The organism is Paraburkholderia nodosa DSM 21604, from assembly GCF_000519185.1.
Taxonomy (GTDB): domain Bacteria; phylum Pseudomonadota; class Gammaproteobacteria; order Burkholderiales; family Burkholderiaceae; genus Paraburkholderia; species Paraburkholderia nodosa.
On sequence record NZ_JAFA01000005.1, the window covers coordinates 380436 to 394705 of the forward strand.

A 14270-nucleotide genomic window follows, 5' to 3' on the forward strand; every position below is an offset into this window, starting at 1 on the left:
TTCCCGCCTCAAATCAGGTGAGCGTCAAGCCGCATGCCGCGCCGCGCCGTTCTCCGGCGAGCGCCACTTCGCGAGCAACGTGGCCCACTTCGCGCGCGTGGCCTTGAGGTTGTTCTCCTTGATGTGGCCGTAACCGCGAATTGCGTCGGGCAGGTTCGCGAGTTCCACCGCGAGCGGCAGATTCGCCTCGCTCAAACCGCCGGTCACTTCGCGCATCAGCGTTTCGTACTCGCCGATCAACGCGCGTTCGTGACGGCGTTCCTCGGTGCGGGCGAACAGGTCGAGCGCCGAGCCGCGCAGGAACCTGAACTTCGCGAGCATGCGCATGGCCGTGAGCATGCGCGGGCCATACTGCTTCTTCACCAACTGGCCTTTGTCGTCATGCTTCGCGAACGAGGGCGGCGCGAGATGGAAGTTTACCTTCCAGTCGCCTTCGAAGCTCGCCTTGATCTTTTCGATGAACGCCGGGTCCGCGTAGAGGCGCGCGACCTCGTATTCGTCCTTGTATGCCATCAGCTTGTGCAGGTTCTTCGCCACGGCTTCGGTGAGCGGAGACTGGCCGTCGACGTGCTCGAGCTTTGCTTCGGCCTCGCGCACGCTTTCGACGAACGCGCGATAGCGCCGCGCGTATGCCGCGTTCTGATACGCGGCGAGATACTGCGCGCGCTTTTCGATGAGCGTGTCGAGCGCCCTGGGCGTATGCAGCGAGACGATCTTCGCGCCGGCAGAGTCTGCGTTTTGCTCGGGCATCGGCTTCTTCACGAGCTGATCCACGGCGGCGCGATCGTGTGCCACGCGGCGGCCCCATTCGAACGCCGCGAGATTCTTCTCGACCTGCACCGCGTTCAACTCGATCGCGCGCACGAGCGACTCGTGCGTGAGCGGCAGCCAGCCCTTTTGCCACGCGTAGCCGAGCACGAACGGGTTCGTGTAGATCGCGTCGCCGAGCAGCGCGAGCGCGTAGCGGTTCGCATCGACGGTCGCGACGTTGTCCGTGCCCGCTGCGGCGCGCACGTCAGCCTCGGTGTTGGAGCCCGGGAACTGCCACTGCGGATTCTTGATGAACTCGGCGGTCGGCGTGGGCGCGCTGTTGAGCACCACCTGGGTCATGCCTTCCTGCATGCGCGAGATGCAGTCGTCGCCGGCCGTCACGATGGCGTCGCAGCCGATCACGAGGTTCGCCTCGCCCATGGCGATGCGCGTGGCGTGGATGTCGCCGGGGCGGTTGGCAATCTGCACGTGGCTCATTACCGCGCCGCCTTTTTGCGCGAGGCCGGTCACGTCGAGCACGGTCACGCCCTTGGCTTCGAGGTGCGCGGCCATGCCGAGCAGCGCGCCGATCGTCACCACGCCGGTGCCGCCCACGCCCGTCACGAGCACGCCGTAGGGCCGGTCGATGGCGGGCACGTCGGGCGTCGGGACGGCAGGCATCGCTTCGTTCGCGACGCTGCTCGCCTTCGGCTTGCGCAGCTGGCCGCCTTCCACCGTCACGAAGCTCGGGCAGAAGCCCTTCAGGCACGAGAAGTCCTTGTTGCAGGTGGACTGGTTGATCTGTCGCTTCGTGCCGTATTCCGTATCGAGCGGCTCGACGCTCAGGCAATTCGACTGCACCGAGCAATCGCCGCAGCCTTCGCACACAGCCTCGTTGATGACCACGCGCTTCGCCGGGTCCGGATACGTGCCGCGCTTGCGGCGGCGGCGCTTTTCGGTGGCGCAGGTCTGGTCGTAGATCAGGATCGTCGTGCCGGGAATCTCGCGCAGTTCACGCTGGATCGCATCGAGCTGGTCGCGGTGGTGGATCGTCACGCCCGGCGCGAGCTTCGTGGCGGGTTCACCTTCGTACTTCCCGGGTTCGTCGGTGACGATTGCGATCTTCGCCGCGCCTTCGGCGGCGACCTGATGCGTGATCTGCGGCACGGTGAGCGTGCCGTCGACAGGCTGGCCGCCCGTCATCGCGACCGCATCGTTGTAGAGAATCTTGTAGGTGATGTTCGCCTTCGAGGCGATCGCCGCGCGGATGGCGAGCAGGCCCGAGTGGAAGTAGGTGCCGTCGCCGAGGTTGGCGAACACGTGCTTGTCGTTCGTGAACGGCGCCTGGCCGACCCACGCCACGCCTTCGCCACCCATCTGGCTGAAGGTGCTCGTGTTGCGGTCCATCCACACGGTCATGTAGTGGCAGCCGATGCCGGCCATCGCGCGCGAGCCTTCGGGCACGTTCGTCGACGTGTTGTGCGGGCAGCCCGAGCAGAACCACGGCTTGCGCTCCGCCTGCACGCGCGGCTTCGCGAGCGCCTTTTCCTTGGCCTCGATCACGCTCATGCGCGCGGCGATACGCGCGCGCACGTCCGAGGGCAATTCGAACTTGTCGAGCCGCGTGGAGATGGCTCTCGCGATGATCGCGGGCGATAGCTCGTAGTGCGCGGGCAGGAGCCAGTTGCCCATCGGCACCGACCATTCGCCGCCCGCGCCGTCCTTTTCGTCGAACTTGCCGTACACGCGCGGACGCTGGGCGTCGGGCCAGTTGTACAGCTCTTCCTTGATCGCGTATTCGAGAATCTGGCGCTTTTCCTCGACCACGAGAATCTCTTCGAGGCCGCGCGCGAAGGCGTGCGCGCCCTGCGCCTCGAGCGGCCACACGCAGCCGACCTTGTAGAGCCGGATACCGATGCGCGAGCAGGTTTCGTCGTCGAGGCCGAGGTCGGTGAGCGCCTGGCGCACGTCCAGATATGCCTTGCCGCCCGTGATGATGCCAAAGCGCGCATGCGGCGAATCGATTTCGACACGGTCGAGCTTGTTGGCGCGCACGTAGGCGAGCCCCGCGTACCACTTGTAGTCGAGCAGACGCGCTTCCTGCACGAGCGGCGGATCGGGCCAGCGGATATTCAGGCCACCCTCGGGCATCGCGAAGTCTTCTGGGAGGATGATGTTCGTGCGATGCGGGTCGAGCTCGACCGAAGCCGACGACTCCACCACGTCGGTCACGCATTTCATCGCGACCCAGAGGCCGGAGTAACGGCTCATCGCCCAGCCATGCAGGCCGAAGTCGAGATATTCCTGCACGTTCGAGGGGAACAGCACCGGTAGTCCGCAGGCCTTGAAGACGTGCTCCGACTGGTGCGCGAGCGTGGACGACTTGGCCGCATGGTCGTCGCCGGCAAGCACGAGCACGCCGCCGTGCGGCGACGAGCCGGCGGAATTACCGTGCTTGAACACGTCGCCACTGCGGTCGACGCCGGGGCCCTTGCCGTACCACATCGAAAACACGCCGTCGTATTTCGCGGACGGGTACAGGTTCACCTGCTGCGAACCCCAAACGGCGGTCGCGGCGAGGTCTTCGTTCACACCTGGCTGAAAAACGATCTGATGCGCGGCGAGATGCTGCTTCGCCTTCCAGAGGGACTGATCGAGACCGCCGAGCGGCGAGCCACGATAGCCTGAGATGAACCCCGCGGTATTGAGACCGGCGGCCTTGTCGCGTTCCTGCTGCAGCATCGGCAGGCGGACCAGCGCCTGGATGCCGCTCATGTACGCGCGGCCGCGTTCGAGGGTGTATTTATCGTCGAGCGTGACGGAAGCGAGTGCGGCTTCAAGCGAAGCGCGCTGACCTGCGTCTAGCGGGGCATTCATTATGTGTCTTCCTCCATCCAACCAATCCGTTGTGGGATCGCCAGAACTTCAGGGCCTCGGCATCTTGTGAATGCTTCGGCCGGGGTCGCCATATTGGCTTCTTTCTTTCGATAGTAGCACTCGGATAAACCCGCCGCTGCGAGGCTCGGGGCGCCGCGCCGCATTGCGCTGCATCTTTCGGGCCTGTGGCGCCGTGTCGCGCAAGCGGCCTGAAACCCCCGTGTAATAACGGATGTATCGAATTCCTCAGAGGAGTAACAACGTGTAAAACTTGCACTACCTGGGAACCGGACTTGAATATCCTGTCTAACTCCCTCACCTGTGCGAACCGCGCAGCGTCCCTCGCAGTTAACGCTTATTAAAGGGGCACTACTGCAACAGGCAGTCTGAAAAAAGGAGTTCAGCATGAATAATCGACATATCCAGACCTTTCTGACGGTCTCGGCCGCGTTCTTTGCCATGAGCGCGCCGCTGCATTCGAACGCCAGCACGAAGAGCGGCGAGAATGCGACGACCCGATGCGCCCAGTACACGCTGAGCATGAAGGCTGATACGAACGCCATGCCGGCCGCGAAGGCCGAACGCAAATCCTGATGCCGCGCTGATCCGCGCAGCATTCCATTCACCCGAATCCGGCGCCGGGGTGTGCGGCGGCGGATTCAAAAGTCAAAAAGGGCGAAGATCGTGCGATCTTCGCCCTTTTTGTTTGGCATTGGCCGAAATTATCGGCGCGGGTGCGTCAGGCCTTGTCCTGCACCACGCCGCGGCGGATCTGGTCGAGCTCGATCGACTCGAACAGCGCCTTGAAGTTGCCCTCGCCGAAGCCCTGGTTGCCCTTGCGCTGGATGATCTCGAAGAAGATCGGGCCGATCTGGTTCTCCGTGAAAATCTGCAGCAGCAGGTCTTCGGGCATGCCGTCGATCAGGATCTTGCGCTTCTTCAGTTCTTCCAGTGGCTCGGTGTGGCCCGGAATGCGGCGGTTCACGAGCTCGTAGTACGTGTCGATCGTGTCGAGCAGCGCGATCTCTTTGGCGCGCAGGCCATCCACGGTGCGGTAAATGTCGTTCGTGCCGAGCGCGATGTGCTGGATGCCTTCGCCGTGATAGGCGTCGAGGTATTCCTGGATCTGGCCCGCCGTCTCGCCGCCTTCCTCGTTGATAGGGATGCGGATCTTGCCGCAGGGCGAGGTCATCGCCTTCGACTTCACGCCGGTGACCTTGCCTTCGATATCGAAGTAGCGGATTTCGCGGAAGTTGAAGAGGCGTTCGTAGAACTCGGCCCACTCGTTCATGCGCCCGCGGTGGACGTTGTGCGTGAGGTGGTCGATATAGGTGAGGCCGTGGCCGACCGGGTTCTGCTCGGCGCCCGCGATTGGCTCGAAGTCGACGTCATAGATGCTGATGTCGCCGATGCTGCCCGGCGCCGCGCCGTTCTTGCCGCGCCAGCGGTCGACGAAATAGATCAGCGAGTCGCCAATGCCCTTGATGGCCGGAATGTTCAGCTCCATCGGGCCGGTCTTGTTGTCGAAGCCCCACGCGCCGAGTTCGAGCGCGTGCTTGTAGGCCTTGGCGGCATCCTGCACGCGGAAGGCGATCGCGCAGATCGACGGGCCGTGCAGACGCGCAAAGCGCTGGGCGAACGAATCGGGTTCGCCGTTGACGATGAAGTTGATGTCGCCCTGACGGTAGAGCGTCACGTCCTTATGGCGATGGCGCGCGATGGCCGTGAAGCCCATGCGTTCGAACAGTTTGCCGAGCGCCTTGGGGTCCGGCGCGGTGTATTCGATGAATTCGAAGCCGTCGGTGCCGACGGGGTTCTCCCAGTTGGGGACCTGCATGGTTGTCTCCTGGCTGATGTAGATCAGATTTCGTGTTGGACAGTGTAGTCCGCCGTATTGGGAGAAAACTTGCGAGTTGGGTCGCATTGCCGTCGATCTGCGCTATAAACTGCCTTGAATGAATGTTCGGAAGGCAGAAAATGGCAAGCATCGAATTGGACGCGATCGATCGGCGCATTCTGGCGATCCTTCAGGAGAATGGCCGGCTCTCGAACCAGGAGATCGCCGAGCGCGTGAACCTCTCGCCGAGCCCGTGTTTGCGGCGCATCCGGCGGCTGGAGGAAAGCGGCGTGATTCGCAGCTACGTGGCGCTGCTCGATGCGCAGAAGCTGGGCCTCGACCTGCTCGCCTACGTGAACGTGCGGCTGGAAAAGCGTGGGCCGACGGCGGCGGGGCGCGAAGGCGTGACGCACGCCGAGCTGTTTCGTGCGGCGGTGCAGACCTGGCCGGAGGTGGTGGCCTGCCACGCGATGACGGGCGACATGGATTTCCTGCTGCGCGTGCAGGTGGAGGATATGGCGCACTTCTCGCGCTTCGTGCAGGACCAGTTGCTGCACCATCCTTCGGTGATCGACGTGAAGTCCAGCTTTTCGCTCGACACGTTCAAGGAAACGACGGCTTTGCCGATCCGCTGACTGCGCGGCACTGTGCAGCAGACGCAAAAAAAAGCGGCCGAAGCCGCTTTTTCAGTGCATCAGTCTGTCCCGAAGGGCAGGAGTCACGCCGCGACAGCCTGCGGCAGGATCGATTCCATCAGCTTGCTGGCCTGGCGCGCCTGACGCTTGAGCGCGTAGTCGAACACGGCGGCTTGTTCCTGGAGCATTTCGGCGATGATGCTGCTCTGGTCGGCCGGCTCGAGCGAGAGATAGGCGTCGGCTTCGCCGTAGGCGTACTCGATCTTCATGCCCGACTTCTTCGCGATGTGCATCATCGTCGAGTTGCGCGACAGGCAGTGCATGTAGAGCGTGGTGACGTGCGTGTTGCGGCTGCGGATGGCGGCGCGCTCGAACAGCTTCGAGCCGATGCCCTGGCCGCGCGCGCTTTCCAGCACCGACACGCCGAACTCGGCCGTGCGGCCGTTGCCGTCCGCCGGCAGGTAGGCCAGATGGCCGACGCCCACGAGTTGCAGCTGATGGTTGAACACGCCGAACACGGTGTCGCGCGTGAAGTCCATCGAGCGCACGTACTTTTCGATCACGTGGTCCGGCGCGGCCTGGCCGAAGCGCAGCAGGCGGTCATCGCTGTCGAGCGTGAGAAAGTGCGCGAGCAGGCGTTCGCGGTCTGCCGAGGTGAGCACTCGCACCATGACGGGCGCATGTCCGGACGTCAGCGGACGAGCGGACGATATGATCGGCACGTTGGCTTGGGTCGAAAGCGGGTTCATGGTGGGTTCTCCTTAAAATGCATGCCGCATGATGCAGCGCAAAACGCATTCTAGCGGAAACCCTGGGTGCACTCTAGGGAAAACCCGGAGTGCAAATTTGAGTGTTGCGCCTAATTAATAAAAATATAAGCGCAAGCGATTGATTATTAACGTTTATTCAGAAGTGGTCGTTTGACGTGTCAACTGTTGCCCTGACGCATCATGTCGCACTGCAGCAATCCGACCCGAAAATTTCTACCGCCCGGAGCACCGTCCAGGCAATCTTCAGGCGCCCTTCAGGCCGTGATCGACCATGGCGATCACCTGCTCGGCGAAGTCGCGATAGCCCATGCGGCCACCGGGCTTGAGCCACGTAAACGTCCAGTTGATCATGCCGAACACCATCATCGTCAGCGCGGTCTGGTTTTCGCTCGTGACCTGGCCTGGGTACGCGCGCGCGAGCTGGCGCGTAAAGGCGGCGACCACGTCGCGCTGGCGGTTCAGGATGATCTCGCGCTGGGCGTCCACGAGGTATTTGACGTCGTTCAGGAGCGCCACGTGGCGGCTGTGCGAGGTTTCGTACTCGGCGAGAAACGCGCGAATCAGCGCCGCGAAGCATTCGCGCTCGTCGTGGCCGCGCCGCTGGCTCGCGCCTTCCACCTCCGCGATGATCAGCATGAGCCGCTTGGTGTAGCGATCGAGCAGATCGAAGAGGATCGCTTCCTTGCTCTCGTAATAGTGATAGAGCCGCGCCTTCGAGGTGCCGCTGGCGGCCGCGAGATCCGACATCGAGGTGCTCGGGTAGCTCGTCTGCGCGAATTTGGCGGCGGCGAGTTCGAGGATCTGGTCGCGTTGGGTTTCGTGGTCGGGCGCTCGGGTGCGTGCCATGGGAATTCAGCGGGGGAGGGAAAGGTGCGCGGCGGTTTGCGGCAGCGGCGGACGCGCGGCGCGCGCGGCAGCGGCGAGCGGGGCGCAGGCGGCGCACATGTCGTCGCGCAGGCGCAGTTCTTCAGCCGCGCACAGTTCGCGCAGGCGCCACAGCACGACCGGCTCGCCAACCGTGAAGCCGGCGCCGCCACGCGTGAGCGCGGCCCCGAGCACGTCGCTGGCGAGCCAGGATGCGCCCGCCGGACGGTCTTCATGGGCGTCGAGCACGTCGAGGATCATGGCGTCGAGGTCGCTCCATGTGCCGCTCGTAAAGGTGTTGTCGCGCCAGCGGCGCGTCTCGCCGTTGGCGAACTTGGCTTCCTGCCACTCCAGCGCGAGACGCGCGATGCGCAGCACCGAGATCGGCGCGGCGTCGGGCAAGCGCGCCTCGATGCAGGCTGCAGCGTTCGGGCCCGAAATTTCGTCGACAGTGAGGCGCACTTCGTTCAAGCGCTGCGGGACGTCGCGCAAGCGGTAGCAGACGCGCCGCAGCGCGAGCTGGTGGGCGGCGTCGTGCGTGTGCCAGATCAGCACATGGGAGTCGTCGGCTTCGAGCGCATTCAGCGCCGCGCAGTCGTCGTGTGCAAGGGCTGGTGGCGCATCGCCGAGACGCTCCCAGAAGGCGGCGCGTTGCGCCACGCCGGGGTCGCCCGCCACGTCGATGTCGCGCAATGGGCCTACCGTCAGATCATCGCGCAGGGCGATCACGCGGTCCGGACGGCCTGCCGCTTCGAGAGCCTGACGTAGCGCCGTCACGGCCGGCTCGCCGTAAATGAGGTGAATCGTGGTCATCGACAACTCGTTGCGTTCACGCTGAACGCCCTGTAAGCCCGAAAGCACGCTAATAACAAAAGGAGCCGCCCGCGGGTGTCGCAGCGCTGCGCTGCAACACCGACGGGCGGCCCCTAGTGTAAGCGGATCGCCTGCAGGCCGAAAGCGTGCTGTTGCTCTAACGCCTTAACGTTCGTCGAAACTCACGACCACGCGCTCGCTCACCGGATGACACTGGCAGGTGAGCACGAAGCCGTCCTTCACCTCCTGCTCCTCGAGCGTGTAGTTCTTGTCCATCTTCACCTCGCCTTCGAGCACCTTGGCGCGGCAGGTGCAGCACACGCCGCCCTTGCACGCGTAAGGCAGCGCCAGACCCGCCTTCAGGCCGACGTCGAGCAGGCTCACGCCCTCGTACGGCAGACGCATTTTGCGCTTCTTGCCGTCGATGACGATCTCGAGGTCGGCGGCCGGCGTGTTTTCGGTGATCTCGACATTCGGCACGCCCGCCTGCGGCAGCGGCGAGCCGAAGCGCTCCACGTGCACCTTTTGCGGCGGCACGCCCGCGTCCTTGAACGCGGCTTCGGCGGCGTCCATCATCGGGCCGGGGCCGCAGATGAAGGCTTCGTCGATCTCGTCGGCGGGCACCAGCGTTTCGAGGAACGCCGCGCACTTGGCCTGATCGAGCACGCCGTTGAAGAGCTCGACGTCCTGCAGGTCGTCCGAGAGCACGTGGTAAAGGCGGAAGCGGCTCATGAAGCGGTTCTTCAGGTCCTCCAGCTCTTCGGCGAACATGATCGCGTCGACGCTGCGGTTGCCGTACACGAGCGTGAACTCACTGCGCGGCTCCGTTTCGAGCGTCGTCTTGATGATCGCGAGCACGGGCGTGATGCCCGAGCCGCCCGAGAAGGCCATGTAGTGCTTGCCGTGCTCGGCGTTCAGGTGCGTGAAGAAGCGGCCATCGGGCGTCATCACGTCGATCTCGTGGCCGGGCGCGAGCTGCTCGAACGCGAAGTTCGAAAAACGCCCGCCGCGCACGCGCTTGATGCCGATACGCAGCTCGCCATCGCGGTCGTAGTCGGTCACGCCCACGCAGATCGAGTACGAACGGCGCGTTTCCTCGCCGTCGATGTGCGTCTTGAGCGTGACAAACTGCCCCTGGGTGAAGCGAAACGCCTCGCGCAGCTCGGGCGGGACTTCGAAAGCGACAGAGACCGCGTCCGCGGTTTCGGGCCGCACTTCGCGGATGCGCAGCGAATGGAATTGCGGAGTGGCCATATCAGTACGGTTTGAAGTAGTCGAAGGGTTCGCGGCAGTCGATGCAGCGGTAGAGCGCCTTGCACGCGGTCGAGCCGAACTGCGCGAGGCGCTCGGTGTGCTGCGAGCCGCAGTGCGGGCAGGCGGGCGCGGGCAACGGCTTCGGTTTCGCGATGAAGGTGATCGGCTGTTCGGCCGATTGCGGCGCTGAGCCGCAGTTGCCCGTGGGCGGCGCGATGCCATAGGCGCGCAACTTCTCGCGCGCTTCGTCGGTGATCCAGTCGGTGGTCCACGCGGGCGTCAGGGTCGTCGCGATGCGGTAGGGCGCGAGCGCGGCGGCGTCGAGCGCGTGCGCGACGTCCTCCGCGATCTGCGACATCGCCGGGCAGCCGGAGTAGGTGGGCGTGATGACCACTTCGATCTGGCCGTCGTCGGCGCGGCGCACGTCGCGCAGAATGCCCAGTTCGCGGATCGACACGACCGGAATCTCCGGATCGGGCACCGATTCCAGCACTTCCCAGGCGCGTTCGAGCGCGTGATCTGCCGTTGCTTGCATCGTGACTTCCTCTGTTCCTGCGGGGGTGCTTACCAGCGCGCGTCCGGGTGCTGGCGCGCGAGGCTCTGCATCTCGGCCAGCACGAAACCCATGTGCTCCGAGTGCTCGCCGTGCTTGCCGGTCGTGATGTGGAACACCTGCGCGGGCAGCGTGAGCGTGGCTTCCTCGAGCGCGGCTTCCACGTCGGCGCGCCACGCGGCTTCGAACTGCGCCGTAAGCGGTGCGATGCCGGCTTCGGCCACAGCCGCTTCCACGGCGTCGGTGCTGAAGAATTCCCGCGTGTACGGCATCAGCCAGTCGAGCGCGGCCTGGGCGCGGCTGTGCGACTCATCGGTGCCGTCGCCGAAACGGATCAGCCACTCGCGCGCATGGTGCACGTGGTAGCGCGTTTCCTTGATCGAGCGCTCGGCGATCGCGGCCAGCTGCGGGTCGGCGGAGCGCAGCAGCGCGGTCCACAGATGCTCCATCAGCGTGGCGTAGAGGAAGTTGCGCACGATCGTCACGGCGTAGTCGTTGGCCGAATGCGTCGTGCCGGCGAGCGGGCCGAAATGCGGCAGTTCTGCGAGCGTGTAGTTCGCGAACTCGCGCTCGGCGCGGAAGTAGGCGTAGTCGTCCTCGGTGCGCTCGCGGCCGGTGAGGGCCTTTTCGAGCGTGGCGGCATGCGTGTAGAGCAGGCGCGCCTGACCGATCAGGTCCAGGCTCATGTTGGCGAGCGCGATGTCTTCTTCGAGGATCGGGCCGTGGCCGCACCATTCCGTATTGCGCTGACCGAGGATCAGCGCCGTATCGGCGAGGCGCAGCACGTACGCGAGTTGTTCAGGCGTGGGCGTCGTCATGTTGCGCTCTTACATGTGGTTGACTTCGTCGGGCAGCGTGTAGAACGTCGGGTGGCGATAGATCTTGTCGCCGGCCGGCTCGAAGAGCTCGGCCTTTTCGTTCGGATCCGATGCCGTGATTGCCGACGACGGCACCACCCAGATGCTCACGCCTTCCTGGCGGCGCGTGTAGACGTCGCGCGCCATGCGCAGCGCCATCGAGGCGTCGGAGGCGTGCAGGCTGCCACAGTGCTTGTGGTCGAGGCCCTGCTTGCTACGCACGAACACTTCCCAGATCGGCCATTCCTTGTTCATCGTGGATCTCCTTCCTTCCTGATTCATGTATGAGGTGCTCAAGCTGCGTGCTTTTCGGCGCGCTGACGCTGCTTTTCGGCATGGGCGAGGGCGGCTTCGCGCACCCACGCGCCTTCGTTGTGCGCCTTCACGCGCGTGCCGAGACGCTCGCGGTTGCACGGCCCGTCGCCGTTCACGACGCGCCAGAATTCTTCCCAGTCGATCGTGCCGTAGTCGTAGTGGCCGCGCTCTTCGTTCCATTTGAGATCCAGGTCGGGCAGCGTCACGCCCAGCACCTTCGCCTGCTCGACCGTCGCATCGACGAACTTCTGGCGCAGATCGTCGTTCGAGATGCGCTTGATGCCCCATTTGGCCGACTGGTTGCTGTGGACCGAATCGGCGTCGCCCGGGCCGAACATCATCAGCACCGGCCACCACCAGCGGTTCACAGCTTGCTGGACGAGTTCGCGCTGCGCTTCGGTGCCGCTCATCATGGCGAGCAGGGCGTCGAAGCCCTGACGCTGGTGGAACGACTCTTCCTTGCAGATGCGGATCATGGCGCGCGCGTACGGGCCGTACGTGCAGCGGCACAACGGAATCTGGTTCATGATCGCCGCGCCGTCCACGAGCCAGCCGATCACGCCGACATCGGCCCACGTGGGCGTCGGGTAATTGAAGATGCTCGAATACTTGGCCTTGCCCGCATTCAAGGCGTCGACGAGCTGGTCGCGCGAAACGCCGAGCGTTTCCGCCGCGCTATAGAGATAGAGGCCGTGGCCCGCTTCGTCCTGCACCTTGGCGAGCAGGATTGCCTTGCGCTTGAGGCTCGGCGCACGCGAGATCCAGTTGCCTTCCGGCAGCATGCCGACGACTTCCGAGTGCGCATGCTGCGAGATCTGGCGCACGAGCGTCTTGCGATAGGCTTCGGGCATCCAGTCCTGCGGCTCGATCTTGCCGTCGGCGGCCATGATGGCGTCGAACTGCGCCTGCTCCGGCGAGGTTGCGTCCGCGTCGAGCGGAGCAACGTTGCCGGGGATGTCGAGGGATTGCGTGTACATGGAGACGCTCTCGTCGAAGTTGGGTATGTCGCGCAGTATAAACCAACCGACCGGTCGGTAAATGAATTTTTTGAGGTAGGGCAAAGAAATTCGAACCTACAGTTGAGTTTTAGTGGGGCGGCAGCGGGATTGCCTGGGATTTGTGCGCGTGGGCGGCGTGTGCGTGGGATTTTGCGTAGGGTAGTGCGCTGGGCTGTCAGGCGGATGGAAGGCTGTGCACCGGGCCATCGGGCACAATGCGCCTTTGCCTGCGCACTCGTTCACGGATGAAGATTTCTTTTGCTCCCCTCGCGGCTGCGGCCGCAGCGTTCATTTCACTTGGCGCCGCGTCTCCGGCGTTCGCGGATCAAGCCCCGGGCCCCTGGGTCACGAGCTGGGCGACGGCCCTACAGTCGATTCCCGAGCGCGACGCGCTCCCGGCGCTGTATCGCGCGCCCGAGGTCGCCGGGCGTACCGTTCGGCAGATCGTGTATCCGACGCTGGGCGGCACGGTTGCGCGGGTGCATGTGAGTAACCTCTACGGGCGCACGCCGCTCGTGATAGAGGCGATGGCGATTGCGCCGTCCGCGGGCGGCGCGGCGGCGAGCGAGGCGGGTACGGCGCATGTGACCTTCGGCGGGCGGCCGGCGGTGTCGGTGCCTCCCGGTGCTGCGCTCGATAGCGATCCGGTGCAGATCGATCTGAAGGCGCACGCACCCTACGCCATCAGTTCCTATATGGGACCCGAGCAAAAGATGGTCGCGTGGCACCGCGTGGCGAGTCAGGTGAATTACGTCTCGCGTCCGGGCAATCACGTCGCGGATCCGTCGATCGGTGCGTTCACCCAGCGCTTTACGCAGTACGCGTGGGTGACGGGGCTGGCGGTCGAGGCGCCAGGGGCGTCAACGGTCGCGGCGATCGGCGATTCCATTACCGATGGCATGCGTTCCTCGCTCAATCAGAACCGTCGCTGGCCGGACGCGTTGGCGCGCCGCATCGCGCAGTCGCCGGGCACGGATCTCGCCGTGATCGATCTCGGGATTAGCGGCAACCGGCTGCTGAGCGATTCGCCTTGCTACGGCGAGGCGCTCGAGCGGCGCTTTGGCCGCGACGCGCTCGGCCACCCGGGCGTGAAGACCGTGGTGCTGCTCATCGGCATCAACGACATCAACTTCCAGGCGATGCCGGCCCGATCGGGCCTCGACTGCGACTTTCCTCATACGCACGTGGACGCGAACGACCTGATCGCGGGCTACCGCCGTGTGATCGCGCAGGCGCACGGACGCGGCGTACGCATTTTCGGCGCAACGCTCACGCCGGCTTCGCTTCCGCCGGAGCGCGAGGCGATCCGCACGGCGGTGAACCAGTGGATCCGGACGAGCGGGGCGTTCGACGGCGTGGTCGATTTCGACGCGGCGCTGCGGGACCCGGCGGATCCCGCGCGACTGCGTTACGGCTATGACAGCGGCGACCACATCCACCCAAGCGATGCGGGCTACGCGGCGATGGCGAATGCGGTGCCGCTGGAGGTCCTTACCCGGAAGTGAGGAATATTTTCGTCACCCCCTTGCACAGCGCCGGCGGGGGCGATAAGATTCGCCCCCTTCGCAGTTCGATGTCTCAGACATCAGGGCAGCGAAGGCCGCCGCGGAAACCGGCGGACGCAGGAGTCGGCAGCTTTTTTAAGCGGTGAGCGAAAAAAAGGGGTTGACGAAGCGAAAAAGATTCTTCATAATCTCGTTTCTCTGCTGCTGACGCAGCAACGCAGAAGGAAGCCGGTAGTTAGGTG

The 14270-nt window shown here is 64.6% G+C and carries 13 protein-coding genes; 3 read left to right on the top strand and 10 right to left on the bottom strand.

Translation table 11 applies throughout. The features are described from left to right. Window positions 1-24 precede the first annotated feature (24 nt). The gene (locus tag A3CW_RS0109980) at window positions 25-3627 is read right to left on the bottom strand and encodes an indolepyruvate ferredoxin oxidoreductase family protein (RefSeq protein WP_028203436.1); all 3603 of its coding nucleotides are present in this window, start codon (window positions 3625-3627) and stop codon (window positions 25-27) included. A 405-nt stretch (window positions 3628-4032) separates the two neighbouring features. Between A3CW_RS0109980 and A3CW_RS0109985 the strand changes: the two genes are divergently transcribed. Further along, entirely contained in the window at window positions 4033-4221 is a 189-nt protein-coding gene (locus A3CW_RS0109985; RefSeq protein ID WP_028203437.1) for a hypothetical protein, read from the top strand. A gap of 145 nt (window positions 4222-4366) precedes the next feature. Here the strand turns inward: A3CW_RS0109985 and hppD are convergent, their stop codons facing one another. Continuing rightward, entirely contained in the window at window positions 4367-5464 is a 1098-nt protein-coding gene (hppD, locus tag A3CW_RS0109990; protein WP_028203438.1) for a 4-hydroxyphenylpyruvate dioxygenase, read from the bottom strand. A gap of 140 nt (window positions 5465-5604) precedes the next feature. Between hppD and A3CW_RS0109995 the strand changes: the two genes are divergently transcribed. After that, entirely contained in the window at window positions 5605-6099 is a 495-nt protein-coding gene (locus tag A3CW_RS0109995; RefSeq protein WP_028203439.1) for an Lrp/AsnC family transcriptional regulator, read from the top strand. A gap of 83 nt (window positions 6100-6182) precedes the next feature. Here A3CW_RS0109995 and A3CW_RS0110000 read toward each other — a convergent pair whose 3' ends face one another. From A3CW_RS0110000 to paaA, 8 genes are all read right to left on the bottom strand, one after another. Continuing rightward, window positions 6183-6848 carry a GNAT family N-acetyltransferase gene (locus tag A3CW_RS0110000; RefSeq protein WP_028203440.1) on the bottom strand — a complete coding sequence of 222 codons (666 nt, stop codon included), beginning with the start codon at window positions 6846-6848 and terminating at the stop codon, window positions 6183-6185. 264 nt (window positions 6849-7112) lie between these two features. Next, on the bottom strand, window positions 7113-7715 hold the full coding sequence (locus A3CW_RS0110005; RefSeq protein ID WP_028203441.1) for a TetR/AcrR family transcriptional regulator: 603 nt from the start codon (window positions 7713-7715) through the stop codon (window positions 7113-7115). Window positions 7716-7721: 6 nt separating this feature from the next. Then, window positions 7722-8546, bottom strand: a complete 825-nt coding sequence (locus tag A3CW_RS45815; protein ID WP_051481343.1) for a DUF1835 domain-containing protein — start codon at window positions 8544-8546, stop codon at window positions 7722-7724. 165 nt (window positions 8547-8711) lie between these two features. Then, a complete protein-coding gene (paaE, locus tag A3CW_RS0110015) occupies window positions 8712-9800 on the bottom strand; it encodes a 1,2-phenylacetyl-CoA epoxidase subunit PaaE (protein ID WP_028203442.1) in 1089 nt (362 codons plus the stop codon). A 1-nt stretch (window position 9801) separates the two neighbouring features. Further along, on the bottom strand, window positions 9802-10335 hold the full coding sequence (gene paaD / locus A3CW_RS0110020) for a 1,2-phenylacetyl-CoA epoxidase subunit PaaD (RefSeq protein ID WP_028203443.1): 534 nt from the start codon (window positions 10333-10335) through the stop codon (window positions 9802-9804). Between the two features lie 29 nt (window positions 10336-10364). After that, complete coding sequence (paaC, locus tag A3CW_RS0110025; protein ID WP_028203444.1) at window positions 10365-11171, bottom strand: 1,2-phenylacetyl-CoA epoxidase subunit PaaC; 807 nt, start codon at window positions 11169-11171, stop codon at window positions 10365-10367. 9 nt (window positions 11172-11180) lie between these two features. Continuing rightward, window positions 11181-11465 carry a 1,2-phenylacetyl-CoA epoxidase subunit PaaB gene (paaB, locus tag A3CW_RS0110030; protein WP_028203445.1) on the bottom strand — a complete coding sequence of 95 codons (285 nt, stop codon included), beginning with the start codon at window positions 11463-11465 and terminating at the stop codon, window positions 11181-11183. A gap of 38 nt (window positions 11466-11503) precedes the next feature. Continuing rightward, window positions 11504-12502 (bottom strand): 1,2-phenylacetyl-CoA epoxidase subunit PaaA, encoded by a 999-nt coding sequence (paaA, locus tag A3CW_RS0110035; RefSeq protein WP_028203446.1) that lies wholly within the window; start codon window positions 12500-12502, stop codon window positions 11504-11506. Between the two features lie 266 nt (window positions 12503-12768). Here paaA and A3CW_RS0110040 point away from each other — a divergent pair, with 266 nt between their 5' ends. Then, a complete protein-coding gene (locus tag A3CW_RS0110040; RefSeq protein ID WP_028203447.1) occupies window positions 12769-14028 on the top strand; it encodes an SGNH/GDSL hydrolase family protein in 1260 nt (419 codons plus the stop codon). Window positions 14029-14270 lie beyond the last annotated feature (242 nt).

Excerpts from the sequence above, each read along its gene's own strand:
- A3CW_RS0109980 (WP_028203436.1), bottom strand. The coding sequence starts at position 3,627 with ATGAATGCCCCGCTAGACGCAGGTCAGCGCGCTTCGCTTGAAGCCGCA.
- paaC (WP_028203444.1), bottom strand. The coding sequence starts at position 11,171 with ATGACGACGCCCACGCCTGAACAACTCGCGTACGTGCTGCGCCTCGCC.
- paaE (WP_028203442.1), bottom strand. The coding sequence starts at position 9,800 with ATGGCCACTCCGCAATTCCATTCGCTGCGCATCCGCGAAGTGCGGCCC.
- paaB (WP_028203445.1), bottom strand. The coding sequence starts at position 11,465 with ATGAACAAGGAATGGCCGATCTGGGAAGTGTTCGTGCGTAGCAAGCAG.
- A3CW_RS0110005 (WP_028203441.1), bottom strand. The coding sequence starts at position 7,715 with ATGGCACGCACCCGAGCGCCCGACCACGAAACCCAACGCGACCAGATC.
- paaD (WP_028203443.1), bottom strand. The coding sequence starts at position 10,335 with ATGCAAGCAACGGCAGATCACGCGCTCGAACGCGCCTGGGAAGTGCTG.
- A3CW_RS0110000 (WP_028203440.1), bottom strand. The coding sequence starts at position 6,848 with ATGAACCCGCTTTCGACCCAAGCCAACGTGCCGATCATATCGTCCGCT.
- paaA (WP_028203446.1), bottom strand. The coding sequence starts at position 12,502 with ATGTACACGCAATCCCTCGACATCCCCGGCAACGTTGCTCCGCTCGAC.
- A3CW_RS0109985 (WP_028203437.1), top strand. The coding sequence starts at position 4,033 with ATGAATAATCGACATATCCAGACCTTTCTGACGGTCTCGGCCGCGTTC.
- A3CW_RS45815 (WP_051481343.1), bottom strand. The coding sequence starts at position 8,546 with ATGACCACGATTCACCTCATTTACGGCGAGCCGGCCGTGACGGCGCTA.
- A3CW_RS0110040 (WP_028203447.1), top strand. The coding sequence starts at position 12,769 with ATGAAGATTTCTTTTGCTCCCCTCGCGGCTGCGGCCGCAGCGTTCATT.
- hppD (WP_028203438.1), bottom strand. The coding sequence starts at position 5,464 with ATGCAGGTCCCCAACTGGGAGAACCCCGTCGGCACCGACGGCTTCGAA.
- A3CW_RS0109995 (WP_028203439.1), top strand. The coding sequence starts at position 5,605 with ATGGCAAGCATCGAATTGGACGCGATCGATCGGCGCATTCTGGCGATC.